At 75.1% G+C, this 25,067-nt stretch carries 23 protein-coding genes; 10 read left to right on the forward strand and 13 right to left on the reverse strand.

Features of this window, described 5'->3' with window-relative positions; translation table 11 throughout:
* Positions 1 to 111: 111 nt before the first annotated feature.
* The 3 genes from ACFY00_RS02465 to ureA all read right to left on the reverse strand — a co-directional run bounded on the left by ACFY00_RS02465 (position 112) and on the right by ureA (position 3,690).
* Positions 112 to 1,158: an agmatine/peptidylarginine deiminase gene (locus ACFY00_RS02465; RefSeq protein ID WP_388026386.1), complete on the reverse strand. Its 1,047-nt coding sequence runs from the start codon at positions 1,156 to 1,158 to the stop codon at positions 112 to 114.
* Between the two features lie 68 nt (positions 1,159 to 1,226).
* A complete protein-coding gene (locus ACFY00_RS02470; protein ID WP_388026387.1) occupies positions 1,227 to 2,948 on the reverse strand; it encodes an urease subunit alpha in 1,722 nt (573 codons plus the stop codon).
* 31 nt (positions 2,949 to 2,979) lie between these two features.
* Positions 2,980 to 3,690: an urease subunit gamma gene (gene ureA, locus ACFY00_RS02475; protein WP_388026388.1), complete on the reverse strand. Its 711-nt coding sequence runs from the start codon at positions 3,688 to 3,690 to the stop codon at positions 2,980 to 2,982.
* Positions 3,691 to 4,126: 436 nt separating this feature from the next.
* Here ureA and ACFY00_RS02480 point away from each other — a divergent pair, with 436 nt between their 5' ends.
* Together ACFY00_RS02480 and ACFY00_RS02485 are read left to right on the forward strand one after the other, a co-directional pair.
* The gene (locus ACFY00_RS02480; RefSeq protein ID WP_388026389.1) at positions 4,127 to 4,534 is read left to right on the forward strand and encodes an ATP-binding protein; all 408 of its coding nucleotides are present in this window, start codon (positions 4,127 to 4,129) and stop codon (positions 4,532 to 4,534) included.
* A 259-nt stretch (positions 4,535 to 4,793) separates the two neighbouring features.
* Positions 4,794 to 6,992: a SpoIIE family protein phosphatase gene (locus tag ACFY00_RS02485; protein ID WP_388026390.1), complete on the forward strand. Its 2,199-nt coding sequence runs from the start codon at positions 4,794 to 4,796 to the stop codon at positions 6,990 to 6,992.
* Between the two features lie 194 nt (positions 6,993 to 7,186).
* Here the strand turns inward: ACFY00_RS02485 and ACFY00_RS02490 are convergent, their stop codons facing one another.
* The 4 genes from ACFY00_RS02490 to ACFY00_RS02505 form a co-directional block, all read right to left on the reverse strand.
* The gene (locus ACFY00_RS02490) at positions 7,187 to 8,197 is read right to left on the reverse strand and encodes a DUF2637 domain-containing protein (RefSeq protein WP_388026392.1); all 1,011 of its coding nucleotides are present in this window, start codon (positions 8,195 to 8,197) and stop codon (positions 7,187 to 7,189) included.
* A gap of 145 nt (positions 8,198 to 8,342) precedes the next feature.
* The gene (locus ACFY00_RS02495) at positions 8,343 to 9,143 is read right to left on the reverse strand and encodes a (2Fe-2S)-binding protein (protein ID WP_388026394.1); all 801 of its coding nucleotides are present in this window, start codon (positions 9,141 to 9,143) and stop codon (positions 8,343 to 8,345) included.
* Between the two features lie 94 nt (positions 9,144 to 9,237).
* A complete protein-coding gene (locus tag ACFY00_RS02500) occupies positions 9,238 to 10,017 on the reverse strand; it encodes a hypothetical protein (protein ID WP_388026395.1) in 780 nt (259 codons plus the stop codon).
* A 188-nt stretch (positions 10,018 to 10,205) separates the two neighbouring features.
* The gene (locus tag ACFY00_RS02505; protein ID WP_388026396.1) at positions 10,206 to 11,054 is read right to left on the reverse strand and encodes a hypothetical protein; all 849 of its coding nucleotides are present in this window, start codon (positions 11,052 to 11,054) and stop codon (positions 10,206 to 10,208) included.
* Positions 11,055 to 11,348: 294 nt separating this feature from the next.
* On the opposite strand from ACFY00_RS02505, the gene ACFY00_RS02510 reads away from it, so the two are divergent.
* Entirely contained in the window at positions 11,349 to 12,056 is a 708-nt protein-coding gene (locus ACFY00_RS02510) for an alpha/beta fold hydrolase (RefSeq protein WP_388026398.1), read from the forward strand.
* A gap of 65 nt (positions 12,057 to 12,121) precedes the next feature.
* Here ACFY00_RS02510 and ACFY00_RS02515 read toward each other — a convergent pair whose 3' ends face one another.
* The gene (locus tag ACFY00_RS02515; protein WP_388026399.1) at positions 12,122 to 12,787 is read right to left on the reverse strand and encodes an NTP transferase domain-containing protein; all 666 of its coding nucleotides are present in this window, start codon (positions 12,785 to 12,787) and stop codon (positions 12,122 to 12,124) included.
* Positions 12,788 to 12,917: 130 nt separating this feature from the next.
* Here ACFY00_RS02515 and moaA point away from each other — a divergent pair, with 130 nt between their 5' ends.
* The 5 genes from moaA to ACFY00_RS02540 all read left to right on the forward strand — a co-directional run bounded on the left by moaA (position 12,918) and on the right by ACFY00_RS02540 (position 16,398).
* A complete protein-coding gene (gene moaA, locus ACFY00_RS02520) occupies positions 12,918 to 13,949 on the forward strand; it encodes a GTP 3',8-cyclase MoaA (RefSeq protein WP_388026401.1) in 1,032 nt (343 codons plus the stop codon).
* 162 nt (positions 13,950 to 14,111) lie between these two features.
* Complete coding sequence (locus ACFY00_RS02525) at positions 14,112 to 14,366, forward strand: type II toxin-antitoxin system Phd/YefM family antitoxin (protein WP_388026402.1); 255 nt, start codon at positions 14,112 to 14,114, stop codon at positions 14,364 to 14,366.
* On the forward strand, positions 14,363 to 14,611 hold the full coding sequence (locus ACFY00_RS02530; protein WP_388026404.1) for a type II toxin-antitoxin system RelE/ParE family toxin: 249 nt from the start codon (positions 14,363 to 14,365) through the stop codon (positions 14,609 to 14,611). The genes ACFY00_RS02525 and ACFY00_RS02530 overlap by 4 nt, the downstream gene beginning before the upstream one ends.
* A 143-nt stretch (positions 14,612 to 14,754) precedes the next feature.
* Positions 14,755 to 15,423, forward strand: coding sequence for a pyridoxal 5'-phosphate synthase (locus ACFY00_RS02535; RefSeq protein WP_388026406.1), 669 nt, complete (start codon positions 14,755 to 14,757; stop codon positions 15,421 to 15,423).
* A gap of 213 nt (positions 15,424 to 15,636) precedes the next feature.
* Entirely contained in the window at positions 15,637 to 16,398 is a 762-nt protein-coding gene (locus ACFY00_RS02540; protein WP_388026408.1) for an HNH endonuclease family protein, read from the forward strand.
* A 100-nt stretch (positions 16,399 to 16,498) separates the two neighbouring features.
* Here the strand turns inward: ACFY00_RS02540 and ACFY00_RS02545 are convergent, their stop codons facing one another.
* The 5 genes from ACFY00_RS02545 to ACFY00_RS02565 all read right to left on the reverse strand — a co-directional run bounded on the left by ACFY00_RS02545 (position 16,499) and on the right by ACFY00_RS02565 (position 22,142).
* Positions 16,499 to 18,970, reverse strand: a complete 2,472-nt coding sequence (locus ACFY00_RS02545) for an ArnT family glycosyltransferase (RefSeq protein ID WP_388026409.1) — start codon at positions 18,968 to 18,970, stop codon at positions 16,499 to 16,501.
* 145 nt (positions 18,971 to 19,115) lie between these two features.
* A complete protein-coding gene (locus ACFY00_RS02550) occupies positions 19,116 to 20,285 on the reverse strand; it encodes an alpha/beta hydrolase (protein WP_388026411.1) in 1,170 nt (389 codons plus the stop codon).
* A gap of 184 nt (positions 20,286 to 20,469) precedes the next feature.
* A complete protein-coding gene (gene folE, locus ACFY00_RS02555; RefSeq protein ID WP_388026586.1) occupies positions 20,470 to 21,027 on the reverse strand; it encodes a GTP cyclohydrolase I FolE in 558 nt (185 codons plus the stop codon).
* Between the two features lie 94 nt (positions 21,028 to 21,121).
* Positions 21,122 to 21,562 carry a hypothetical protein gene (locus ACFY00_RS02560; RefSeq protein ID WP_388026413.1) on the reverse strand — a complete coding sequence of 147 codons (441 nt, stop codon included), beginning with the start codon at positions 21,560 to 21,562 and terminating at the stop codon, positions 21,122 to 21,124.
* Positions 21,563 to 21,614: 52 nt separating this feature from the next.
* Entirely contained in the window at positions 21,615 to 22,142 is a 528-nt protein-coding gene (locus ACFY00_RS02565; RefSeq protein WP_388026414.1) for a DUF2231 domain-containing protein, read from the reverse strand.
* Between the two features lie 100 nt (positions 22,143 to 22,242).
* Here ACFY00_RS02565 and ACFY00_RS02570 point away from each other — a divergent pair, with 100 nt between their 5' ends.
* Both ACFY00_RS02570 and ACFY00_RS02575 read left to right on the forward strand, forming a co-directional pair.
* Complete coding sequence (locus ACFY00_RS02570) at positions 22,243 to 22,992, forward strand: helix-turn-helix transcriptional regulator (protein ID WP_388026416.1); 750 nt, start codon at positions 22,243 to 22,245, stop codon at positions 22,990 to 22,992.
* 190 nt (positions 22,993 to 23,182) lie between these two features.
* On the forward strand, positions 23,183 to 24,997 hold the full coding sequence (locus ACFY00_RS02575; RefSeq protein ID WP_388026418.1) for a hypothetical protein: 1,815 nt from the start codon (positions 23,183 to 23,185) through the stop codon (positions 24,995 to 24,997).
* The last annotated feature ends 70 nt before the right edge of the window (positions 24,998 to 25,067 follow it).

The raw sequence follows: 25,067 nt of genomic DNA on the forward strand, positions 1-25,067 counted from the left end.
CCCCGCCGGCGCCGCCGCGAGGCGCCGGGGGGGGCGCCCGCCCTAAACCGCCCGCGGGCCGCAACCCCCCCCCGTCCGGGGGATGTTCCGGCCCGCGGCCGTTCAGCGCGCTCAGGCGCGCGGCTGCTGCTGGGTGATGCAGTGGATGCCGCCGCCGTTGGCGAAGATCTCGCGGGCGTCGACCAGTTCGACGGTGCGGCCCGGGTACGCCTTCTCCAGGATCGCCTTGGCCTGCTCGTCGCGCGGGTCGTCGAAGGCGCACAGCACGACGGTGCCGTTGGCCACGTAGTGGTTGATGTACGAGTAGTCGACCGGCTCGCCGTCCTCGTCGAACAGGACGGTGGGGGCCGGGAGTTCGATGACCTCCAGGGAGCGGCCGCGGGCGTCGGTGGCGGCGCGCAGCAGGTCGGCGAGCTCCTGGCAGACGGCGTGGTCGGGGTGGGCCGGGTCGGGCTGGGAGTGGACGACCACGGTGCCGGGGCGGACGAAGGCGGCGACGATGTCGATGTGGCCGCGGGTGCCGAACTCGTCGTAGTCGCGGGTCAGTCCGCGCGGCAGCCAGATCGCCTTGGTGGTGCCCAGGTGGGCGTGCAGTTCGGCCTCGACCTGCTCCCGGGTCCAGTCGGCGTTGCGGCCCTCGCCCAACTGCACGGTGTCGGTGACCAGGACGGTGCCCTCGCCGTCGACGTGGATGCCGCCGCCCTCGTTGATCAGCCGGGAGGCGAAGCGCTGCACGCCGGTCAGTTCGGTGATGTGCTCGGCGATGTCCTGGTCCTTGTCCCAGCGGGCCCAGGACTGGGCGCCCCAGCCGTTGAACACCCAGTCGGCGGCGGCGAGTTCGCCGTTCTCGCCGATCAGGAAGGACGGCCCGATGTCGCGCATCCAGGCGTCGTTGAGCGGCCGCTCGACGAGTTCCACCTCGGGGGCGAGGTAGCGGCGGGCCTCCTCGCTCTCGCCGGTGTTGACCACCAGGGTGACCGGCTCGTACCGGACGATCGTGTTGGCGACCTCGGCCCAGGCGCGGCGGGCGGCGTCCAACTGCTCGGCGCCGTCGAAGGTCGGGTTCGGGGTGGGGAAGGCCATCCAGGTGCGCTCGTGCGGGTGCCACTCGGCGGGCATCCGGAAGCCGAGCGAGGCGGGGGTGGGGGAGCTGGTCATGAGGGTGAAGTCCTAAGCGGGGGAGGGGCGTTCTTCGATCGGGGAGTCGTCGGGGGAGCCGTCGGGGGTCAGAGGAAGTAGAGGCGGCTGAGCGAGACCGAGTCGGCGGGCGCCGAGCGCAGCGGTTCGCCGTCCAGCGAGACCAGCCCGGTCTCGGAGACGTCGACCTGCCCGATCCGGCCGTTGCGCAGCATCGAGCGCGGCCCGATGCCGCGGGTGCCGCGCACGCCCACCCGCCGCCTGCGGGTGGGGAGTTGGTCGCCCGCCACGTCCAGGTAGGCGGAGTCGGCGGCGGCCTGGGCGACGAACGCGACCGAGAGGTCCGCGGCGGTGGCCCCGTGCGCGCCGAACTGCGGCCCCAGGACGAGGGGTTCGCAGCGGTCGGTGGAGGCGTTCGGGTCGCCGACCACGCCGTACGCCGGGAACCCGGCCTTCAGCACCAGTTGCGGCTTGGCGCCGAAGTGGTCGGGGCGCCACAGCACGACGTCGGCCAGCTTGCCGACCTCCAGCGAGCCGATCTCGTGCGAGAGGCCGTGGGCGATCGCCGGGTTGATCGTCAGCTTGGCGATGTAGCGCAGCACCCGCTCGTTGTCGTCGCCGCCCTCGGCCGTCCCGTACGAGCCGGTGCCGTCCAGCGGGCCGAGTTCGGCCTTCATCTTCCCGGCCATCGCGAAGGTGCGGCGCACCGTCTCGCCCGCCCGGCCCATGCCCTGGGCGTCGGAGGAGGTGATGCCGATGACGCCCAGGTCGTGCAGCACGTCCTCGGCGCCCATCGTCCCGGCCCGGATCCGGTCGCGGGCCATCGCGGCGTCGCCGGGCAGGTCGGGCTTGAGGTCGTGGGCGGAGACGATCATGTCGTAGTGCTCGCCCAGCGCGTCCCGGCCGAACGGGAGGGTGGGGTTGGTGGAGGAGCCGATGACGTTCTCCACGCCCGCCATCTTCAGCACGTTCGGCACGTGGCCGCCGCCGCAGCCCTCGATGTGGAAGGCGTGGATGGTGCGGCCCTCGAGGACCGCGAGGGTGTCCTCCACCGACAGGCACTCGTTCAACCCGTCGGTGTGCAGCGCCACTTGGACGTCGTACTCCTCGGCGACCCGCAGCGCGGTGTCCAGCGCCCGGGTGTGCGCGCCCATGTCCTCGTGCACCTTGAAGCCGGAGGCGCCGCCCTCGGCCAGCGCCTCCACCAGCGGGGCCGGGTCGGAGGACGAACCGCGGCCCAGGAAGCCGATGTTGACCGGCCAGGCGTCGAAGGCGTTGAACGCGTGCCGCAGCGCCCACGGCGAGTTGACGCCCACGCCCCAGACCGGGCCGAACTCCTGGCCGATGATCGTGGTCACGCCGGAGGCCAGCGAGGCCTCCATGATCCGCGGCGACAGCAGGTGCACGTGGGTGTCGACGGCGCCCGCGGTGGCGATCAGGCCCTCGCCCGAGACGATGGTGGTGCCGGTGCCGACCACCACCTCCACCCCGTCCAGGGTGTCCGGGTTGCCCGCCCGGCCGATCGAGGCGATCCGGCCCTCCCGGATGCCGATCGAGGTCTTCCGGACGCCCAGCACCGCGTCGATCACCAGCACGTTGGAGATCACCACGTCGCAGGTCTCGCGGACCGCGGCGGGCTTCAGGTGCAGGCCGTCCCGGGCGGTCTTGCCGAACCCGGCCAGGAACTCGTCGCCGGGGGCCTGCGAGTCGGACTCGACCCGGACGATCAGGCCGGAGTCGCCGAGCCGGACCCGGTCGCCCGCGCGCGGGCCGTGCACCGAGATGTAGTCGTGCGGGGTGATGGCGCTCATGCGGGGTCCTTCCGGGGGATCGAGGGGGTGGTCACTGGGCGGGCTCCGCGTCGTCGAACTCCGTCAGGTAGCCCGTCGCCCGGGCCTTGGCCAGCGCGGCCTCCTTCGCGCCCGGCGCGTCCAGCGGGCCGTCCACCAGCCCGGCGAACCCGATCGCCACCCGCGCCCCGCCGATCGGCACCAGGCCCACCTCGACCGTCGCGCCCGGGTCGAAGCGCACCGAGGAACCGGCCGGGACCGCCAGGTGCGTGCCGTACGCGGCGGCCCGGTCGAAGGCCAGGCGCGGGTTGGACTCGAAGAAGTGGAAGTGCGAGGTCACCGAGATCGGCACCGCGGCGGTGTTGTGCACCGGCAGCAGCAGCACCTCCTCCACCGGGTCGTACCCGGCCCCGTCGCCCGGCAGCGCCGCGCCCGGGGCGTCCTCGCCGAGCGAGCCCGCGCCGCGGAACGGGTCGGTGACCACGGCCAGCCGCGTCCCGTCCTCGAACACCGCCTCCACCTGCACCACCGTCACCACGTCGGCGACCCCGGGCAGCACGTCCGCCGCGCTCAGCACCGTCCGCCCGGCCTCGATCGCCTCCGCCAGGCGCCGCCCGTCGCGGGCCGCCTCGCAGACGGTGTCCGCGATCAGCGCCGTCGCCTCGGGGACGTTCAGCCGCACGCCCCGCGCCCGCCGGGCGCGGGCCAGCTCGGCCGCGGTGAAGATCAGCAGCCGGTCCCGTTCAGTGGGGGTCAGTCGCACGATGCCTCGCTTCGAGGGGTAGCGGGGTGGGGTGGAGAGGGGTCACCAGCAATGTTAGAACGCCGTTCAAACTTAGCACCGCCGACACTCCCGACAAGGGGGGAGGGGCCAATGAGCGGGAGGCGCGTCCTCGGGGCCCGGGGAGGCGTCGGGCGCACGGGTCGTGCCGTCGGGGCCCCTGCGCCACGCGGACCGGGCCGTTCCCCGGGCCCCCGGTTTGCTCCCCCTTCGTCCGCCGAGGGGTTTTCCGGTGGTTCAGTGGGCATGAGGAAGGCGAGAAGAACGGTCACCGGCCCGGTGGGGGACCGGGGTGGCCGTCCCGGAACTACGGCGGGGGCGTACGAGGTTGATGGACGGTCAGGCAAGGTTTCCGCGACAGCGGTCGGCTTCGTGGCGGGAGGGGGCCGAGTACCGGGGGCCGGTGCCGGACGCGCCGGTGGAGCACCAGCCCGGGTGCGCGCTGCACCGCCGCCTGCACGCCTCGCTGGACGCGGCGGACCTGCCGGCGGTGGGGGCGATCCGGCGTCGGCTGCGGGCCGCGCTGGAGCACTGGGGCGTCGCGCCGGAGCTGGCCGACACCGCCGAGCTGCTCGCCTCCGAGCTGGTCACGAACGCGCTGGTGCACACCGGCCGGGGCGCGGTGTTCGACGCGGTGCTGACCGAGGCGTCGCGGCTGCGGGTCGAGGTGCAGGACGGCGTCGGCCAGGTGCCCAGCCGGCGGCCCGCCTCCGAGACGGCGACCTCCGGGCGGGGGCTGCTGCTGGTGGAGGCGCTGGCGGACGACTGGGGCGTGCAGTTGCGGGCGGACGGCAAGACCACCTGGTTCGAGCTGTCCGCGCTCTGATCCGGGGAATTCCGGAGCCGCCGCCGGGTCGTTGCGGAGGCGCTGCCGGGCTGCGCGGCGGGTGAAGGCGGGTGAATATGCCAGGGGCGATCGTGTGCGATCCGTGCCGTTCGGCGCACCGGCATTGCCGCATTGCCGAACATACGAGAGGCTAGTGAGAATGTGTGCCAGGAGGCACACTCCACCATCGCGGTCCGGCCGGCCCAGCAGGGGACACGGACAACCACCGGCCGCCAGGCAAGGCACCGGCAGGAGAAGCATGGCCACAGAGCCCGAGGCGCCTGGGCCCGCCCGCCGCACCCCGCCCGCCCAGGCCACCAGGAACGAGACCACCACGCACCCGCTGCGCACCGCCGTCGGCCCCGCCGCCGGCCGGACCGTGCCGTCGCCGTCCGGCCGCGGCCTGCCCACCCGTACCGGGGACTCCAGCCCCGAGTGGCTCGAACCGGCGATGGCCGCCAACGGCATCGGCTCCTTCGACTGGGACATCCGGCGCGACGTCCTGGTCGGCGACCAGCGGGCCTGCACCATCCTCGGACTGGTCGGCCAGGCGTTCGACCGGACCTCGGCCTCCTTCCTGGCGCTGCTCCACCCCGAGGACGCGCCGGTGGTGCGTCGCCGGGTCGAGCGGGCCGTCGCCGAGCTCGGCCAGTGCGGCGCCTACTACCGCACCGTCTTCCCGAACGGCGAGCTGCACGCCGTGCGCTTCCGCGGCCGGGTCCTCGCCGACGCCTTCGGCCGCCCGTCCCGGATGGTCGGCTTCGTCTGGGACGCCACCGTCGAACTGCGCAAGCGCGAGCGCGCCGACGAGCAGGCCCAACTGCGCGAGGAGCGCTCCCGGTTCATCAAGGAGGCCGCCCGGGCGCTCTCCGAGGCGGTCACCGTCCGGGACGTCGCCCGGGTCTTCACCGAACTCCCGCTGCCCGGCCTCGGCCCCGACGGCCTCGCGCTGGCCTCGCTGGAGGCCGGACGGATCGCGCTGCTCGGCTCCAGCGGCTACCACAACGGGCTCAGCGACCAGTTCGACCGCGTCCAGCTCGCCCCCGCCCACCCCGCCGCCGAGGCGATCCGGCAGCGCGCCCCGATCTTCGTCTCCAGCCGCGAGGAGTACCGCGAGCGCTACCCCGAGGCCTGGGACTGGGCCGAGGAGAGCGGCCGCTCCTCCTGGGCGTTCCTCCCGCTGATCGCCAGCGGCCGTCCCACCGGCATCTGCGTGGTCTCCTTCGACGACGCCCGCGAACTCGACGCCGACGAGCGCACCCTGCTCTCCACCCTCGGCGGGCTGGTCGCCCAGTCCCTCGCCCGGGCCCGCCTGCACGACGCCGAGCACGAACTCGCCGCCGGACTGCAGCGCGTCATGCTGCCCCGCACCGTCCCCGCCGTCCCCGGCGTCAGCACCGCCGTCCGCTACCTCGCGGCCGGCTCCGGCCTGCAGATCGGCGGCGACTGGTACGACGTCGTCCCGCTGCCCGGCGGCCACGTCGGCCTGGTCATCGGCGACGTCCAGGGCCACGACGTGCACGCCGCGGGCATCATGGGCCAGCTGCGGATCGCGCTGCGCGCCTACGCCGCCGAGGGCCACCCGCCCGCCGCCGTGATGGCCCGCGCCTCCCGCTTCCTCGCCGACCTCGACACCGACCACTTCGCGACCTGCACCTACGCCGAGGTCAACGTCGACTACGGCGTGGTCTACGCCGTCCGGGCTGGGCACCTCGACCCCGTGGTGCGCCGCGCCGACGGCACCGCGCACCCCGTCCCGGTCTCCGGCGGCCTGCCGCTGGGCGTCGACCCCGACGAGGAGTACCGGGTCACCCGGTTCAGCCTCGACCCCGGCGAGACGGTCGTGCTCTGCACCGACGGACTCGTCGAGGCCCGCGACATGGACCTCGACACCGGGTTCGCCCGGCTCTGCGCCACCGTCTCGGGCCACCTCCCCGGCGTCGACGAGTCCCCCCGCGAACCGCTGGAGGAACTCGCCGACCGGATCGCCAACCAGGCCTCCGACAGCAGCGAGCGCGAGGACGACATCGCGCTGCTGCTGCTCCGCTGGGACGGCCCCGCGGGCGGGCGCGCCGCGCAGCAACTGCGCCGCCGGATCGGGCAGGCCGACCTGGCCCGGATCTCCGAACTGCGCGGCGAGCTCCGGGACGCGCTGCGGCGCTGGGGCGTGCCCGAACTCATCGACACCGCCGAGCTGCTCTCCTCCGAACTCGTCACCAACGCGATCCGGCACACCGACCGCGACGCGATGTTCACCGCCCGCCTCTACCAGGAGCAGGGCCGGGCCCGGCTGCGGGTCGAGGTCGAGGACGAGTCCGACCTGTGGCCCACCCGCCGCACCCCCGGCGAACAGGCCTCCTCCGGGCGCGGCCTGATGCTGGTCGAGGCGCTCGCCGACACCTGGGGCGTGGAGCCCCGGGGGAGCGGCAAGCGGATGTGGTTCGAGCTCAGCACCTGAGAACGGCTCCGCCGGGGCCGGGCGAACGGCGGGCTCGGAGCTGCTCACGGTTCACTGCCGGTGCGTGCGGTGACTTCGGGTTCTGTCACTACGGCCCGAAGCAGCACGGACACACCGCTGGGCTCCGGCCGCCAGCAGCTCGGACCCGCCGTTCCCCGGGCCCCTGGTGCGTTCCCCCGCATCTGCCGAAAAGCTCAGCCGAACTGCTGCTCCAGGTCCTTGAGCTTCTGCTCCAGGGAGTCGAGCCGCGGCAGCGTCACGGTGTCCTCGTCCGGGGTGAGGTCGATGCTGCGGTGCGGGGCCGGGGTCGCGGGGAGGCCGGTCGGGGGTGCTATGGCGGGCTCCGTCGGGGCGGTGGGGGCCGCGGGGGCGGCGGGTTCGAGTTGGCGGGCGGTGCGGTGGCGCCAGCCGCTGCCGGGCTGGCGGCCGATCGCGCGGATCTCGGCGCGCTCGCGGCGGGAGGCCATCCGGCGGCGTTCGCGGTCCTCGGCGGCGGTCCGCTTGTCGTCGCGGACCTCCTCGACCGCCTCGTCCAGGGTGCGGACGCCCTCCAGCAGCATCAGCGACCAGGCCGCGTAGGTCTCGCGCGGGGCGCGCAGCCAGCGGACCACCCGGATCTGCGGGAGCGGGCGGGGGACGAGCCCCTGCTCGCGGAGGGCGGCGACCCGGGTCTGCTTCAGGGCCCGGTCGAACAGCACCGCCGCGGAGAGCGACATCCCGGCGAAGAACTGCGGGGCGCCGTCGTGGCCGAGGCCGCGCGGGGCGTGCACCCAGTTGAACCAGGCGGACGCGGCGGCGAACAGCCACACCAGCATGCGGGAGCCGAGCGCCGCGTCCCCGTGGCTGGCCTCGCGGACGGCCAGGACGGAGCAGAACATCGCCGCGCCGTCGAGCCCGAACGGGACGAGGTACTCCCAGCCGCCGGAGAGCCCGAGGTTCTGGACGCCGAAGCCGACCAGGCCGTGGAAGGAGAGCGCGGCGGCGACCCCGGCGCAGCAGAAGAGCAGCAGGTAGGAGGCGCCGCCGTAGAGCGACTCGGCGCGGCGGCGGCGTTCCTCGGCGCGCTCCCAGGAGGAGTCCGCGCCGCCGCCGGTGGTGGTGGCGGAGCCGGCCCGGCCGCGGGCGAAGGCCAGCAGGGCGACGGCGGCCACCAGGCCGGCCGTGCCGGCGACGGCCCAGCCCAGCGGTATGTCCGACAGTCTCATGAGCTGATCCAGCCTCGCTTTCCGCGTCGTGATGGCGGGGACCATCATGGCGGAGAAATTCGGCGATCAGGCCGGGATCGGGGCCATTACCCCGTTAGGGGGGAATTTCCGGTCAGGGGGTGGAATTACCGTCGGATCGTCAGGGTTATTTGGCGCGCGGGCAGCTGGCGCAGAGCTCGGCCGGGCGGACGGTGTAGTACAGGCAGCAGCTGACCCTGGTCCGGGCCCGGGCGCCGTCCTGCTCGCGGAAGCCGGGCGTGCCCACGAACGGGGCCGCCGCCGCGTCGCCGGTCAGCAGCGCGTCGAGCGCGGCCACCGCCCGGGGCTCCGCGCCGAGCAGGCCCGCCGCGTACCAGAGGGCGTCCACCACGTCGTCGGTGACCAGCGCCCACAGGGTGCGCGGGCCGCGGCGGACGTGGGGGCGGAATGCGTCCAGGAGGGGCGCGAAGTGCTCGGCGAGCGCGGTGCGCAGGGCCGCGTCGAGCGCCGGGCGGTCGGGGACGACCAGGGCGTCGGGGCGGTCGGCGGCCACGTCGCCGGGCAGGCAGTGGAAGCCGGTCGGACGGGCGGTGAGCTCGCCGGTGGTGCGGTTGATCGAGACCCGGGACGGCGGCAGCAGCGGGACGCGGGACTCCAGCAGCCAGGGCAGGGTGAAGGCCAGCGAGACCGGCCAGGCGTAGCGGTGCAGGCTGAACCCGGCGGTGACGTCCGGCCGGGTCGGGGCGCCGTACAGGTCCAGGCCCAGGCGCTCGTCGAAGGCGATCATCGCCGCCAGCGCGGCCGGGTCGTCGGCCAGCGCCGCGGCGGTGGCCCAGCCGGGGCCGGTGCGCGGGGCGGCGTGCTGGATCCGCAGGTCGGGGAAGGCCCGGGACAGGCGCAGCCAGCTGCCCCGGCAGGGGAGCGCCGTGAGGGACGAGGGGGACTGCTCGACCTGGTGGACGGTCACGCGGGCTCCCGGGGTGGTGCTCCCGGGGCGCGCCCGGGCACGGCGAGGTGGACCCGCCCGGACTGCTGCTCACCCCGGGCAGGTAAGCCTCACCTTAGCTGATGCCGTGCCGGAGGTCGCGTCGCCCACCGCCGTCCGGGGGTCCCGGCTGGGCCGGGACCTGCGCCAGCCGCTTCGCCAGCCACACCGGCACCCCGCCGAGCGCCTGCACCAGCCGGGCCGCCTCCGCCCGCAGCCGCTCCGCCTCGGCGGGCTCCGACACCTCCGCCAGCGAGGCCAGCGCCGGGGCCACCCCCACCGTGAAACCCAGCTCCTCGCGCAGCCGCAACGAGGCGGCGAACCCCGCGTGGGCCCGCTCCCGGTCGCCCGACGCCAGGGCCAGGCCCGCCAGGTGACGCCAGGTCGAGGAGCGCAGCAGCTCGTCCCCGCGCTCCCGGGCCCCCTCGTGCGCCCGGGCGTACGCGCTGTGCGCCGCCGCCGGGTCGTGCAGCAGGTTCTCCGCGACCAGCCCGCGCCGGAAGTCCAGCAGCGGACGGCCCGGCGCCCGCGGCGCCAGCAGCGCCGAGGTCCGCCCCAGCGCGGCCTGCGCCTCGTCCAGCCGGTCCCGGCGGCCCAGCACGCTCGCCACGTACGCCAGGTACCCGCGCGCGCAGGACGCCGCGGCGCGCGCCTCGATGCCCGCGACCGACGCCTCGGCCTGGCGCAGCGCGTCCTCCGCGCGCTCCCAGTGGTCCGCGGTGAACAGGCACTGCTCGATCAGGAGTTCGGCTCGCTGGAGCGCGGCGGTCGGGTCCCGGCCGGCCTGCGGGCGGAGCAGGTCCGCGGCCTCCTGCCAGCAGCCGCGCGACCTCAGCCGCCAGACGACGTCCGCCATGCCCCCCGGGGCAGTCCCGTGCACCGACAACGCCACCTCCTTGTGCGCGCCATGCAACGACCCGCCGGGCCTCCCCAAGGGCCCGCGTCGTGGCGGCAATTCAACACGCGCGGGAGCTTGTGCACCAGATCACGAGCGCGAGGAAATCCGGAACGGCCCGATCCGGACGGTGGCGTGACGGCGGGGCGTCAGGACGTCCAGCCGGTCTCCATCAGCGCCTCCGCGGCGCCGTTCGACGGCTGCGGGATGCCCGCCGCGTCCAGCGTGAACAGCGCCACCAGCAGTTGCTCGCCGCGCACCACGGTCTGCCGGGAGTACCCGGAGACGGTGAACATCGCCGCCGCGACGTCCTCGCCGTGGAGCGTTTCCAGCCACAGGCACTCCACCGCCTTCACGTCGGCGGGCTCCGTCCAGGTGTCCACCCGGGCCACGATCCGGCTCCCCAGCAGGGTGGTCGAGTCGCGCTCCTGGTCCGACGTCAGCTCCAGGTCGTGGAAGCCCAGCCACTGCAGGTACCGGGCCGCCGTCAGCACCGCGTCCCGCGGGGTGCGCACCGGCTGCGGGCGGAACGGCGGACGCAGCGCCCGGGCCGCGCCCGAACCCGCCGCCAGCGGGTCCGCCGACCCGGCCGGCGGCACCGCCGTGGTGTACGGGCGGGCGCTCTCCACCGGGCGCGCCGAGCGCGGACCGGCGCTCTGCAGCCGCGGCACCCGGTCCACCGGCAGCCGCACCGTCGCCCCGCAGTTGCAGGTGAACTCCGGCTGCGGCCACTGGTCGCTGCGCCCGCAGTGCGGACAGCGCATGGTCAGCCAGGAGTCCTCCCAGGACCGGAAGCGCACCTGCACCGGCACCCCGCCGCGCAGCAGCGGCACCCGCAACTGCGCCCCGCACGGGCACGGCAGGCTCGGCGGCTCGTACCGGTGCTCGGCCCGGCAGGCCGGGCAGCGCACCTGGCTGGCCCCCGACGGCGAACCGGGCGGGAAACCCGCCGAAGCGGTCGTGCCGGTGGTGTCGGCGGCGTCCTCGGGCAGCGGCATGGCGGTCACCGTCCGTTCGGATCGGGTGGGAGGGTGCCTCCATCCTGGCCGATCGGAGCCCCGGCCGGTGCGGAATCAGGGATTCCTCCAACGGAGTTGAGGTGGCGGAAAGGTGCGCGAACGGTTGCGCGCCGGGGGCGCACGCGGCTGCCGTCGACGCTGCGTCCCCGATCGTGCGGCGCGGCGGGCGGCCCCGACCGGCCCTGACCGGCCCCGCTCGGCGCGCTCGGGCGCCGAAGGTCGAAGGATGGTCAACTCCCTTCGGCGGCAAGGGACGTGGCATAGGTTTCCGGCATGACGACATTCGTACTGACGGCCGGTGCCTGGCTCGGCGCCTGGGCCTGGGACGACGTGGTGCCACTGCTGGAGGCGGCCGGGCACCGGGCCGTGCCGATCACCCTGGCGGGCCTGGCCGAGCGCCGCGAGGAGACCACGGGGCTGGAGGGGCACGTCCGGGACGTGGTGGCCGCGGTGGAGGGGGTCGGGGCCGGGGACGGCGGGGGTACCGTCCTGGTCGGGCACAGCTACTCCGGCGTCCCCGTCGGCGTCGCCGCCGCCCGGCTCGGCGACCGCCTGCGCCGGACCGTCTTCGTGGACGCCAACCTGCCCGTGCCCGGACGGCCCTTCGCCGACTCGCTCCCCGACGGCGGCGCGTCCCTCCGCGCGACGATCGCCGCCCACGGGGGCAGTTGGCCGCCGCTGCCGCCCGCCGCCTTCGCCGCCCACGGCCTGGACCCGGAACGCACCCGGCGCCTCCTCGCCCGGGCCGTCCCGCACCCCGGCGCCACCCTCACCGACCCGGCCGAGCTGCCCCGGCCGCTCGCCTCGCTCACCGCCAGCTACGTGTACTGCCGCCGCGAGGGCTCCCCGCCCCGTTCCGACGCCGCCGCGCTGACCGACGGCGGCGCCTGGCAGTCGGTCGTGATCGACTCCAGCCACTGGCCGATGCTCTCGGTGCCCGGCGAACTGGCCGCCGTCCTGCTGGCCGAGGCCGAGCGCTGACCCACCGGCGCGGGGCGGGGCGGGTGGGGCCGGTGGGGCGGTGGGGCGGTGGGGCCGTGCGGCGGTCACGGCGGGTCGGGGGGGCTCCCGGGGGGTTCGACGCCCCAGCGGAGCAGGTCGGCCGGGGTGTCCAGGTCGTCCGGTACGGCTGCGTCCGTGCAGTCCACCAGCCTCACCGGGCGGCTCGCCAGCAGGGCCCGGGCCCCCGTGTCGCCGCTCGCGGTGGCGAGCAGGAACGGGAAGTGCGCGGCGCCGATCAGCACCGGGTGCGCCCGGCGCCCGGCGTAGGCGCACGAGGCCAGGTCCGTGCGCCCGGCGTGCACGGCGAGCAGGCGGCGGACCGCCTCCGCCGTGACGCCCGGGGTGTCCACCAGCAGCACCAGTACCGCGCTCGCCCCCGGCGGCAGCGCGGCCAGGCCCGTGCGCAGCGAGGAGGCCATGCCCGTCCGCCAGTCCGGATTGTCGACGAGTCGACAGTCGCCGGTGTCCGCCCGGGCCCGCACCTCGGCCGCCGCCGCCCCCAGCACCGCCACCGCCCCGTCGCAGCCGCCCTCCGCCGCCACCGCCAGCGCGTGCTCCAGCAGCGACCGCCCCCGGTAGCGCAGCAGCGCCTTCGGCCGCCCGCCCAGCCGGGAACCGCCACCGGCCGCCAGCACCAGGGCGGGCACCCGCGGCCCCGCGGCGCGGCCGGTCGTCCCGCCGCCCGCGCCGCCGCCCGTCCCGTCAGTCATGGCGCCAGTCTGCCCCCGCGCCGCGCCCCGCCGCCTTGGACGATCCGACAGGCCGCCCCCGCCGCCCGTCCGCCGCTCCCGGCCGTTCCGTCCCTGGACCGCGCCCCGGCCGTCCCCGTTCACTGGCCCCATGGCACCGCGCACCACAGACGCCCTCACGGACGCCCCCGCAGAGGCACCCGCCCCGCTGGTCGACCGCCACGGCCGGGTCCACACCGACCTGCGGATCTCCCTCACCGACCGGTGCAACCTGCGCTGCACCTACTGCATGCCCGCCGAAGGGCTCGACTGGCTGCCGCGCGACCAGGCCCTCACCGACGGGGAACTGCTGCGCCTGGCCCGGATCGCCGTCCACCGCCTCGGCATCCGCACCCTGCGCCTCACCGGCGGCGAACCGCTGCTGCGCCGCGGCCTGCCCGAGCTGGTCGCCGAACTGGCCGCCCTCGGGCCGGAGCTCTCGCTCACCACCAACGGCATCGGACTCGCCCGCCGCGCAACCGAGTTGAAGCAGGCGGGACTCCACCGGGTGAACGTCAGCCTGGACACCCTGCGCCCCGAGCGGTACGCGGCGCTGACCCGCCGCGACCGGCTCGCCGACGTCCTGGCCGGGCTGGCCGCCGCCGAGCGGGCCGGGCTGGCCCCGGTGAAGGTCAACGCGGTGCCGGTGCGCGGCGTCAACGAGGACGAACTCGTCGACCTGGTCGAGTTCGCGGTCGCGGGCGGCTACCGGATGCGCTTCATCGAGTCCATGCCGCTGGACGCCCAGGGCGCCTGGGACCGGGCCGCGATGGTCACCGCCGACGAGATCCTCGCCGCCCTCGCCGCCCGCTGGACCCTCGTCCCGGTCGGACGGCACGGCAACGCCCCCGCCGAGGAGTGGCGGCTCTCCGGCACCGACCACGTGGTCGGCGTGATCGCCTCCGTCACCCGTCCGTTCTGCGGCGGCTGCGACCGCGTCCGGCTGACCGCCGACGGCCAACTGCGCAACTGCCTGTTCGCCACCGAGGAGTCCGACCTGCGGGCCCTGCTGCGCGGCGGCGCCGACGACGACCGGATCGAAGAGGCCTGGCGCGCCTGCGTCTCCCGCAAGGGCCCCGGGCACCGGATCGGCGACACCGACTTCGTCCGGCCGGACCGGCCGATGTCCGCGATCGGCGGCTGAGCGGCAGCTGGGGCCCCGCAGGGAGGACGGCTTCTCGACCGCCCCGCCGAGGCCGGACAGGTCGGCGTCGGGCTGGGAGGGGCACCGGGCGGTGTCGAAACCGGTGGGCCAGGTTACTGCAATGTTCCGCGCTGAAGTGCGCACTACTGGTAGCTTTGGCGCATGGACACCTATCCGATCACCGAGGCCCGCAACAAGCTGGGGGCCCTGGCGCGGCAGGTCAGCGCCGAACAGAAGCACATCGCCCTCTCGGACCGGGGCCAGACCATGGCCGTCCTGATCAGCCCCGCCGAGCTGGAGGAGCTGGAGTACCACCGGGCCACCGCCCAGTACCTGGCTCGGAAGGCGCGCGGCGAGACCGGCCCGGGCGTTCCGCACGACGAGGCCCGCCGCCAGGTCCTCGGAGAGGCGCCGTGACCTACGGCATCGTCTGGGAGCCCCAGGCCCTGGCCGTGGCGCAGAAGTACGCCGCCGATGACAGAGCCGGGATCCAGCAGGTCTTCCGGGCCGTCGACCTGCTCGCGGACAACCCCCGGCCGACGGGGGCCTTCACCGTGGGAGGCAGCGGGATCTACCGGATTCAGGTGGGCCTCTACCGTGTCCAGTACGAGGTCCACGACCGGACGATCACCGTCACCGTCTTCCACCTCGGTCGGGCCTGACCGCTTGGTTGCGACGGAGTCACGTCCCGGGCAGTGACGCGGCGGCCGGGGACCGTCGATGACAGCTGAGCGGGCGGGGCGGGCGGGGCGCGGCGTAGGATCGTCGGCGTGCGTCGGACACCGGGCGGGGAAGGGGATTTCGCGTGGGGGAGATCGACACGGCGGACGTCAGGCAGTACCTGCGGGGCCTCGCGGTTTTCGCCGGGGAACTGCCCGACTTCGACCCGGACGCGGCGCCGGAGCGGCCCGAGGAGCTGTTCCTCGACTGGCTGACCGGGGCGGTGGAGGCCGGGGTCCGGGAGCCGCACGCGATGACCCTGTCGACCGTCGGCGCCGACGGGACGCCCTCGGCGCGGGCGCTGCTGCTCAAGAACGTGGACCGGTACGGCTGGCAGTTCGCGGCCAACGCCGCCAGCCCGAAGGGTCGCGACCTGGCCGCGAACCCGGTGGCGGCGCTGTCGTTCTACTGGCCGCAGCAGGCCCGGCAGGTCCGGGTCACCGGCCCCGTCGAGCCGGAGTCGCCGGAGAACAGCGCGGCCGACTTCCTGGCCCGCTCGCCCGGCTCGCGCGCCGAGGCGCTGGCCGGTCACCAGAGTCGGCCGCTGCCCGACGTCCGGGAGCTCGAACGGGCCACCGAGCTGGCGCTGGAACGCGTCGAACGGGAACCCGGCCTGGTCGTGCCCGAGTGGACGCTCTACACCGTCCGCGCCGAACGGGTCGAGTTCTGGCAGGCCGACAAGCAGCGTCGGCACACCCGGCTGTGCTACGAGCGCCGGGGCGAGGAGTGGACGCGCGGGAGGCTGTGGCCCTGACGGGTGCGCGGCGGTCGCCGTGGAGCGGCCGTCGCGGGGCGGTGATCGCCGGGTGGCGGCCGCTGGTGGGAAACGGACGGTCGGATGCGCGGCGGCGTCGACATTTGCCCGCTTTGTGAGGTGGGTCATGCCGCGGCCCGACCGGCTTGACCCCGGGTGCCGGGGCTGGTCTCCTGGTGGGCCGTCAGAGCCGCCGAGCCGCAGAGGAACACCGTGCGATCCCGCCGTACCCGTACCCGTACCGCAGCCGTCGCCGTCCTGCTGCTCGGACCGCTCGCCCTCGCCGGCTGCACCAGCAGCACCAAGGGCAACGGCGGCACCGGCAGCCCGGGGACGGTCTCCCAGGGGACGAACCCGCTGCAGAACCCGGACGGGACCAAGCCCGGCCTGGCGCCCGTCGGTTCCGACGCCGACCGGAAGGCCGGACGCGACCTGATCAGCCAGGTGAAGACCGCCGACGCGGGGCCGAAGACCGGCTACGACCGCGACCAGTTCGGGCCGCCGTGGACCGACAACGTGGACGGCGTGCCGCTGGGCCACAACAACTGCGGGACGCGCGACGACGTGCTGGCCCGCGACGGGCAGAACGTCGAGCACAAGGACGGCTCCTCCTGCACGGTCACCGGCATGACCATCTGGGACCCGTACACCGGCAAGACCGTGCAGTGGAACAAGCAGCAGGCGTCGAAGATCCAGATCGACCACGTGATGCCGCTGTCCTACGACTGGCAGCAGGGCGCCGCCCGGTGGGAGAAGGCCAAGCGGGTGCAGATCGCCAACGACCCGCTGAACCTGATCCCCGCCGACGGCTCGCAGAACGCCTCGAAGGGCGACTCCGGCCCGGCCACCTGGCTGCCCGCCAACACCGCGGTGCACTGCTCGTACGCGATCCGGTGGGCGCAGGTCTCGCTGAAGTACCAGCTGCCGGTGACGCCCGCCGACAAGAGGACCATGCTCGCGCTGTGCGGCGGCTGAGCCCGCGGCGGTAGGACGGGGAGCGGCCCCGGGGCCGTCCGGGGCTCCCCGGTGAGGGGAGTCGGTCCGGACGGGCCCCAGGGCGCGGGGGCGGGACGGGTCAGTTGCTCGCCTTGGGCGCCGCCGTCAGGTCGTACATGGTGGTGCTGCCGACGGTCCTGGCGGTGTAGGTGGACTCCACCCAGGAGGCGATCTCCGAGGAGTAGGAGGAGCCGCCCATGCTGCCGCCGCCCATGCCGCCGCCGCCGATGAACCAGTGCACCTTGCCCTCCTTGACCAACTGCTTGAAGCCGTCGAGGGAGAGCGACGGGTCGCTGCCGTTGAAGCCGCCCAGCGCCATCACCGGCTCGCCGCTGGCGAGTTGGTAGCTGGCCTGGTTCTGCGAGCCGACCGCGGCCGCGACCCAGGTGTACTTGTCGGCGTCCTGCTTGAGCAGGTCGGCCACCTCGGAGGAGACCTGGGCGCCGTTCAGCAGGCCGCCCATGCCGCCGAAGCCGCCGCGGCCGTCGCGACCGGTGCGGCCGTCCTCGCCGGTGGTGCCGCCCGGGAAGCCGGGGAAGGTGCCCGTGCCGCCGTTGCCCCCGTTGCCGTTGCCGTTGCCGCCGGGGAAGGCGGGCATGCCGTTGCCGCCGGGGAAGTTGGGCATGCCGTTGCCACCGTTGCCGCCGTTGCCGCCGGGGAAGTTGGGCATGCCGGTGCCGCCGGTGCCACCGTTCCGGCCGCCGCCCGGGAAGCCCTGGAAGCCCGTCCGGCCGCCGCCACCGCCGGGGAAGCCGCCCCGGCCGCCGAAGCCGCCGCCCTGGACGGCCGGGCCCGCGGTCACGATGGAGCCGCTGTGGCCGGTGGAGACGGTGTCGAGGGCGTACGCGGTCGGGCCGGCCAGGCCCGCGGCGAGGGCGGTGAGGCCCGCGACGGTGGCGATCCGGCGGCCGGTGCGGCCGGGGATCCGGCCCGCGAAGAGCAGGCCGAGGGCGGCGAGGACGCCGCCGACCAGCACGGCGTCGCGCAGCCACGGCACGAAGTCGGCGCTGCGGCCGAGCAGTTGGTGCGCCCACCAGGCGGTGACCAGCAGGGTCGCGGCGAGCACCGCGGCGTACGGCAGGCGGTGGTGGACCTTCCACAGGCCGTCCGCGCCCATGCCGACCAGGGCGGCGACCGCCGGGGCGAGGGCCACCGTGTAGTACTGGTGGAAGATGCCGGACATGAAGCTGAAGGTCAGCGCGGTGGAGAGCAGCCAGCCGCCCCACACCAGGAAGCCGATCCGGGCCGAGTCGGTGCGCGGGTGGCGGCGGGTCGCCCACAGGCCGAACACCAGCAGGATCAGGGCGGCGGGCATCAGCCAGGCGATCTGCCCGCCGATGTCGCCGTCGAACAGCCGGGTGACGCCGGTGGAACCCCACATGCCACCGCCGCCGCCACCGCCGGGGCCGCCGCCCGGGCCTCCGGCGGCGACGCCGCCCTCGGCGTTGAAGAAGGCGGTGCGGCCGCCGCCGCCGACCGAGCCGGTCTCGTTGCCGGTGATCCGGCCGAAGCCGTTGTAGCCGAAGGTCAGGGAGAGGAAGGAGTTGTCCTGCGAGCCGCCGATGTACGGGCGGGCCGAGGCGGGCATCAGCTCGACGATCGCGACCCACCAGCCGCCGGCCACCACCATCGCGACGGTGCCGTACAGCAGCTGCAGGAGGCGGCGGCGCAGCGTGGTGGGCGCGCAGACCAGGTACACCAGGGCGAAGCCGGGCAGCACCAGGAACGCCTGCAGGGTCTTGGCGAGGAACGCCAGGCCGAACATCACGCCGACCAGGACGATCCAGCGGGTGGAGGCCGTCTCGGTGGCCCGGACGATGCCGTACGCGGCCAGCGTGAGCAGCAGCACCAGCACCGCGTCCGGGTTGTTGAAGCGGAACATCAGCGCCGCGACCGGGGTCAGCGCCAGCGCGGCGCCCGCGACCAGGCCGCCGAGCGCGGAGGAGCGGCGGCGCACCGTCGCGTACACGGCGGCGACCGTGCCGACGCCCATCAGCACCTGCGGGGCCAGCACGCTGAACGAGCTGAGGCCGAAGATCCGGGCGGAGAGCGCCATCGGCCACAGCGCCAGCGGCGGCTTGTCGACGGTGATGAAGTTCGCCGCGTCCGAGGACCCGAAGAACATCGCCTTCCAGCTGACCGAACCGGCCTGCACGGCGGCCGAGTAGAAGGAGTTCGCCCAGCCGGAGGCGGTCAGGTTCCAGAAGTACAGGACGGCCGTGGCCAGCAGCAGGCCGAGGAACGCCGGGCGCACCCACCTCGGGTCGTCCTGGCGGCCCCGCCAGGTGCGGGCGGGCAGCGTGCGCAGTCGGCCCGCCCAGGAGGCCCGGCCCTTGGGGCCGACGGGCGGCAGCGCGACGGGCGGGAACAGCGTCTCAGCGGGCGGCCGCTCGCGTCCGGCCCCGGCGGGCGGGAGCGGCGCGGTGGCGGGCCACTCGGTCGGCCCGGTTGCGGCGGGCCCGGCGGCGTCGGGCGCGACCGCCGGTGGCGGGTGGTTCGCGGCGTCGGGCCACGGCTCGCTGGTCGGGGGAACGGAACTGGACGTGGTCATGGGCCATACGCTCGGAGGCCCGGCTGAGAGATCGATGAGAGCCGGGTGTGAGGGCGCTCTAATCTCCCGGCGAACGGGTGACGTGCGCCTCGGCGGGGGTTCCGGCGCGGGGCCGCGCGGAGTCCTGCCCGGTGCTGACGGACCGTCAACCCGCCGCGTGGGCCGCCGTTTCCGCGCCGGGGCCCGCGTCCGGGCCCGGGGTGGGCGGGGCGAGGCGGGTGCCGAGCCAGGTGAGGGCGGGCGGGATCTCGCGGGTCCAGGTGTGGAAGTTGTGGCCGCCGCTGTCCAGGGTGATGGTGGACAGCCGGGTCGGGGCCTTGAACGCGGCCACCATCTCCTGCGTGGGCCGGTAGTTCTCCTCGTTGCGGCTGGTGGCCAGCAGCAGCGAGACCGGCGGCGCGGGCTGGGTCCGCAGCCGCCACAGCAGGTCGTTGTCCTGCTTGACCTGGTCGCTGCCGCCGAACAGGTCGCCGGTGGTCGGGTCGTTGTGCACCTCGTAGTAGCCGGACAGCGCGATCGCCGCCCGGTACGCGTCGGGCTTGCGCACCGCGAACTTGACGGCGCAGTAGCCGCCGGTCGAGTCGCCGATCACGGCCCGCGACTCGGGCCGGTCGTCGACCCGGTAGGCGGCCGACATCGCCTTCGGCAGGTCCTCGGTGAAGAAGGTCTCCACCTGCGGGCCGCCCGGCACGTCCATGCACTCGGTGTCGCGGTTGCCGACCAGGGTGGGCCGCATCATCACCAGCACCGTCGGCGGCAGTTCCTTGGCCTCGATGGCCTTCAGGGTGGACGCCGGGTACTGCAGCAGCGAGATCAGCTTCTCCGGGGTGCCCGGGTAGCCGGACAGCGCCAGCACCATCGGGAAGCGGCTGTGCGCGTACGCGGGCTGGAAGTACTGCGGCGGCAGGTAGACGTACGCGGGCGTGCCGGTCAGCCCGGAGCCGCTGCCGTGGATCTCCACCTTCTGGATCACCCCGGAGCGGTCCTGCGCGGAGCCCTGCGAGGAGTACATCTTCTGCTCGCCGGTCACCGAGACGGCCTTGCCGTTCGGCTGGTGGTCGACCACGGTGCCGGGGCTGCCGTCCAGGCCGAGCAGGTCGCTCCAGGTCGAGTAGAACCCGAAGTACGAGTTGGCGACCAGGCCCATCGCGACCAGCACCGCGACCTGCGTCCCGAAGAACGCCCCGAGCCGCCCCAGCCAGGCCCGCCAGCTCCGCCCGCCCAGCCGGGGCCACAGCCACAGGGTGGCGGCGAACGCGGCGACGGCCACCAGGGTGGCGATGATCTGCAGGGGGAGTCCGGTCAGGCTGGGCACCGGATGATCGTAAGGTACGTCCTCACCGAGCTCCCAGCCGCCTCCCAGCCGGTTCACGGTTTCGCCAAGGGGCCGCCAAGCGGACCCCAACTCACCCGTGGCGCACGCCCGGGAGCGGGGGTGACCCGCCGGGTGCCGGGGGTCACCCGCCGGGTGCCGCACCAGGGCCCGGCGCACCGGGGCGTCAGGTGCCGGTGGTGACGCCGGTGCAGGCGAGGAACTCGGCGCGGGTGCGGGGGTCGGTGCGCAGGAGGCCGAGCAGGGTGGAGGTGAGGGTGCGGGTGCCGGTGGCCCGGACGCCGCGCAGGGTCATGCAGGTGTGCTCGGCGTCGATGACCACGCCGACGCCCTTGGGCTCCAGGTTGTCCTGGAGCCAGTCGGCGATCTGCTTGGTCAGGCGTTCCTGCACCTGCGGGCGGCAGGCGAAGTGCTCGACGACGCGGGCGAGTTTGGACAGGCCCAGGATGCGCGCGCCGGGCAGGTAGCCGACGTGGGCGGTGCCGACGAAGGGGAGCAGGTGGTGCTCGCAGACCGACCGCAGCGGGATGGAGCGGGCGAGGACGAGTTCGTCGTACCCCTCGTCGTTGGGGAAGGTGGTGAGGTCGAACGGGCGCGGGGTGAACAGCTCGGCGTAGGCGCGGGCCATGCGGCCGGGGGTGCCGCGCAGGCTCTCGGAGTCGGTGGACACGCCCAGGGCCTCGAGGAACCGGGCGGCGGCCTGCTCGGCGGCGGACAGGTCCATGCCGTCGGTGTCGCGCACCACGTGCAGGGGCGGTGTCGGGGTCTCGCCGCCGACCGGGGCCGGTTCGGTGGCGGCGACGGTCCAGGGGGTCATGTCAGTTGCCTCCGATGCCGAGCGCGGACAGCAGGACCAGGACGACGGTGACGACGGCGAGCAGTCCGTGGCCGAGGACGACGGCGACGGGGAAGTGGCGCTCCGCCGGGACGTCGTCACCGGCCGGGGCCGCGGCGGCGGCAGCGGCGCGGGCGCGGTGGACGGGGAGCCAGCGCAGCAGCATCACGAAGCCGAGCAGGGCCACCGGGACGAGCAGGCCGAAGGCGGTCCAGGCCAGGGCCCGCCCGTCCGTGGCGAGGTAGGCGATCCAGACGACCAGGCCGGCGGCGGCCAGCGCGAAGTGCCCGAAGAGCACCGGGACGGGCAGGCGGCTGGTGCCGGTCCGCTGCTGCTTGACGCCGCCCCTGGCCAGCCAGGTGCCGAGCAGGTAGAAGCCGCCGAGCGCGGTGAGCACCCAGGTGACCAGGGCTGCGATGTGCATGGGAACCTCTCAGGGCAGGTGAGGGGGGTGAAGGGGGGGGTGAAGGGGGGGGTCAGTCGCGGTCGGTGAAGCCCTCGGCCTGGGTGTTCTCGTCGGCGACCCGGACGCCGTAGCGGTAGGCGAGCTTGCCGCCCAGGAAGCCGGAGAGGCCCAGCACCGCGAAGCCCGTCGCGGACAGGGCGAGCTGCCCGGGGCCGACGGCGGTGGCGAGGTCGCCGGTGCGGCGCCAGAGGAAGCCGCCGAGGTAGGCGCCGGTGACCAGCAGGTTCAAGGTCATGTGGACCAGCGCGGTGCGCATCGCCCTGGTACCGGGCGGGATGGCGAACAGGTCCAGGAGACCCACCAGCGCCGCGGCCAGCGCACCGGCCACCCCGACGGCGATCAGCCACATCGACCCGCGGGCCAGGAACCCGGGATCGTCCACGACGTGGGAGGCGACGTCGAAGACCAGGCTCCCCGCCCAGGCGCCGATCGGCACGGTGACCAGGATCGGGTGGAACGGGTGCCCGTACGGCCCGGCCAGGACCGTGCTGACCGGTTGCTTCGCCTCCTGGCGCCGCTGTTGCGCGCTGCTGCTCATGGCGCACCGCCTCCTTTTTCGCCAACAAGTCTTGTCGTTATTGCGGTCGCCCGTCAAGCGCGGAGCTTTCGTCCGGTCGCGCGGGAGTTATCGTGGGAGCGTGACGGACCAGGACGCGCCCCCGCAGCAGCCCGAACCGATCGACGGCATCGAGTCCGTGAGCGTGCTCGGCGAGGAGTCCCGCCGCCGGATGTTCGCGTTCATCCGGCGCGCCGGGCACCCGGTCACCCGGGACGAGGCCGCGGCCAGCGTCGGCATCTCCCGCAAGCTCGCCGCCTTCCACCTGGACAAGCTCGTCGACGCGGGCCTGCTGCGCGCCCGCTACGGCGCCCCCGGGGCCCAGCGCCGCGTCGGGCGCCAGCCGAAGGTCTACGAGCCCACGGACGCGCAGATCTCGGTCACCATCCCCGAGCGCCGCCACGAACTCCTCGCCGACCTGCTGCTGACGGGCGTGCTGAACCAGGACGAGGGGAGGTCCGCCGCCGATGCGGCGACCGCCGCCGCCGCGGACCGCGGCCGACGGCTGGGCGAGCGGGAGCGCGAGCGCAGCCGCCCCGGGCGCCTCGGCGCCGAACGGGGCCTGACGCTCTGCGAGCGGATGCTCGACGCGTACGGCTACGAGCCGGTCCGCGAGGGCCCGACCGAGGTCCGGCTGCGCAACTGCCCCTTCCACCCGCTCGCCGCCAAGGCCACCGAGCTGGTGTGCGGACTCAACCGGGCCTTCCTGGACGGCTACCTGACCGGCCTCGACGCCACCGCCGTCCGGGCCGTCCTCGACCCGCGGCCGGGCGAGTGCTGCGTGGTCCTCACCGACGCCGCCCCGCGGCCCGGCGGGGACGGACCCCGGTAGGCGCCGGGTCGGCGGTACGGCCCGCCACGGCGGCGCGGGGGCGCGACCTCCCGCCGCGAGTAACGTGCACGCCGCTTTCCGTTATCGCCCGGGGCCGGGAGGCCCACGCGGCTGCGCCGGGCTCTCGGGTGCGGCCCGGACCCACCGGCGACGCGGACGCTGTCGGTGCCCGTGGGTAGCGTCCGAGCCCGTGAGGACACCCGAGGAACTGCACCTGGTCGACTGGCTCTCGTTGGGCGACACCGAAATGCCGCGTCGAATAAGCGAGTTGTACGCCGAGGAGCCGGCGGTGGTCGACGGCGCACTGCGGGAGCTGTTCCACCACGCACTGCACCAGGGATCGGTGTACCCGACCGCCGTCGCCGCCGTTCCGTACCTGGCGCACGCGGCGGTGCACGGCGTCCACCGGCGCGGCGACGTGCTGGCGTTCCTGGCGGGGACCGGCGGGGCGGAGGAAGTGGCGCACCAGTCCGAGCAGGCGGTGCTGGGAGCCGCCCTGGTGGCGGAGGAACTGCCGTTCCTGCTAACGCTGTTGGGAAGTGGGGACGCCGAGGTGCGACGGCAGGCCGTCCGGGTGGCGCGGTGGGCGGCGGGGGAGTCGCTGCCGCTCGCGGTGGCCGCGTTGGGGGCGTGCCTGCGGGCGGACCCGGATCCGGCGGTGCGGGCCGAGGCGCTGACGGTGCTGAGTTTCCTGGAGGCCGACCCGGGCGGACGGCTTCGCGCGGCGCTGGCGGACGAGGAGGCCGCCGTCCGGGCCACCGCCGCGCTCCTGCTGTTGGAGGGCGCCGAACTCCCTTACCCGGCAGATCTGTTGGAGGTGCTGGTGGCGGACGGCGGCGACCCGGCGTTCCGACTGGTGTGGACCGAGTGGTTCCCCGGCGTCGGCAGCGCCGAGGACCGGCTGCAGCGGCTGCTGAACGCCGACCCGGAGGCCACTCGGGCGGTCGCCGACGCCTGGATCGCGGCGGGCGACCACGACGGGCGCGGCACCCGCTGTGCGCTGCGGCTGGCCCGGTACTGGCCCGGTCGGGAGGCGGAGGCCGTCGCGCTGCTGGTGGCCGCCCTGCCGCACCAGCGGGAGGGGTACTGGCGGCGGCAGGTGCTGGACGGCCTCGCCGAGCACGTCGGCGCCTGCGCCGACCCCGGGGTGGCGGCCCTGGCGGCCGAGGCCGTGCTGCCGCACGTCGCCGACCCGGAGCGGTGGGCCGCCGAGGACGCGCAACTGGTCCTGGGCCGGTCCGGGGACCGCCGCCTGCTCACCGCCGTCCCCGCCCCCGTCCCCGCGGCCCTCGACGCGCTGGCCGCCCGCACCGACGACCTCGACCTGCGCCGCCGAGTGCTACGCGACGGGCCCAACCGCGAACTCCTCGACTCGCTCACCCCGACCGGCGCCGCCCCGCTGCTGCCCGAGCTGACCGCCCGGCTGCGGCGCTCCCCGCGCGCGGAACTCGTCCGCCGGCTCGCTGAGATCGGCGCTGCCGATCCGGAACTCATCTCGCTGCTGGTCGAGTTGACGGGAAGCGCTGATCGGGAGCTGTCCCGGGTCGCTGCCGTCGCCGCCGCCCGGTTCGGCGCCGACCCGCAGCTCGCGCTGCGCCTGCTCGCCGAACGGCTGGAGCGCGGCGCGGACGGTTGCCTGGCCGAGACCGCCCTGCTCGGACCGGTCGCCGCGCCGCTGCTCCCGCTGGTGGAGCCCTACCTGGCGGCCGAGTACCACCCGCAGGCCCGGGTGGACGCCGCCGAGGCGCTGTGGCGGATCACCGGCGACTCCGACCGCGTGCTCCCGGTGCTGCGCGACCTGCTCGCCCTCGACCGGCCGGGCCTGCGGGTCCTGTCGCTGCTGCGCCGGATCGGCCGCCCGCTGCCGGAGGCCCAGCGGTCGCTGCTGGAGCGGTGGTCGACCCCGGGGTGGAGCGAACCGGCCGGGGCGGACATCTGGTGGAGCGGCCAGGACCACGCCCAACTCCGTTCTGACGTGCGGGTTTTGCTATCCCTGTCGGACTGAGACGGCGGCGGCCCGCCGCACCCGTGGGGAAGGTGCGGCGGGCCGCCGGTCGGTGGCGATGCTGACGGTG

Source organism: Kitasatospora sp. NPDC001540 (assembly GCF_042894345.1).
Classification (GTDB): Bacteria; Actinomycetota; Actinomycetes; order Streptomycetales; family Streptomycetaceae; genus Kitasatospora; species Kitasatospora phosalacinea_C.

What these genes read in the sequence shown, in the direction of transcription:
- ACFY00_RS02505 (WP_388026396.1), bottom strand. Translation starts at nt 11,054, where the DNA reads ATGCCGCTGCCCGAGGACGCCGCCGACACCACCGGCACGACCGCTTCG.
- ACFY00_RS02490 (WP_388026392.1), bottom strand. Translation starts at nt 8,197, where the DNA reads ATGAGACTGTCGGACATACCGCTGGGCTGGGCCGTCGCCGGCACGGCC.
- ACFY00_RS02515 (WP_388026399.1), bottom strand. Translation starts at nt 12,787, where the DNA reads ATGACTGACGGGACGGGCGGCGGCGCGGGCGGCGGGACGACCGGCCGC.
- moaA (WP_388026401.1), top strand. Translation starts at nt 12,918, where the DNA reads ATGGCACCGCGCACCACAGACGCCCTCACGGACGCCCCCGCAGAGGCA.
- ACFY00_RS02465 (WP_388026386.1), bottom strand. Translation starts at nt 1,158, where the DNA reads ATGACCAGCTCCCCCACCCCCGCCTCGCTCGGCTTCCGGATGCCCGCC.
- ACFY00_RS02510 (WP_388026398.1), top strand. Translation starts at nt 11,349, where the DNA reads ATGACGACATTCGTACTGACGGCCGGTGCCTGGCTCGGCGCCTGGGCC.
- ACFY00_RS02560 (WP_388026413.1), bottom strand. Translation starts at nt 21,562, where the DNA reads ATGCACATCGCAGCCCTGGTCACCTGGGTGCTCACCGCGCTCGGCGGC.
- ACFY00_RS02470 (WP_388026387.1), bottom strand. Translation starts at nt 2,948, where the DNA reads ATGAGCGCCATCACCCCGCACGACTACATCTCGGTGCACGGCCCGCGC.
- ACFY00_RS02525 (WP_388026402.1), top strand. Translation starts at nt 14,112, where the DNA reads ATGGACACCTATCCGATCACCGAGGCCCGCAACAAGCTGGGGGCCCTG.
- ACFY00_RS02565 (WP_388026414.1), bottom strand. Translation starts at nt 22,142, where the DNA reads ATGAGCAGCAGCGCGCAACAGCGGCGCCAGGAGGCGAAGCAACCGGTC.
- ACFY00_RS02485 (WP_388026390.1), top strand. Translation starts at nt 4,794, where the DNA reads ATGGCCACAGAGCCCGAGGCGCCTGGGCCCGCCCGCCGCACCCCGCCC.
- ACFY00_RS02500 (WP_388026395.1), bottom strand. Translation starts at nt 10,017, where the DNA reads ATGGCGGACGTCGTCTGGCGGCTGAGGTCGCGCGGCTGCTGGCAGGAG.
- folE (WP_388026586.1), bottom strand. Translation starts at nt 21,027, where the DNA reads ATGGACCTGTCCGCCGCCGAGCAGGCCGCCGCCCGGTTCCTCGAGGCC.
- ACFY00_RS02545 (WP_388026409.1), bottom strand. Translation starts at nt 18,970, where the DNA reads ATGACCACGTCCAGTTCCGTTCCCCCGACCAGCGAGCCGTGGCCCGAC.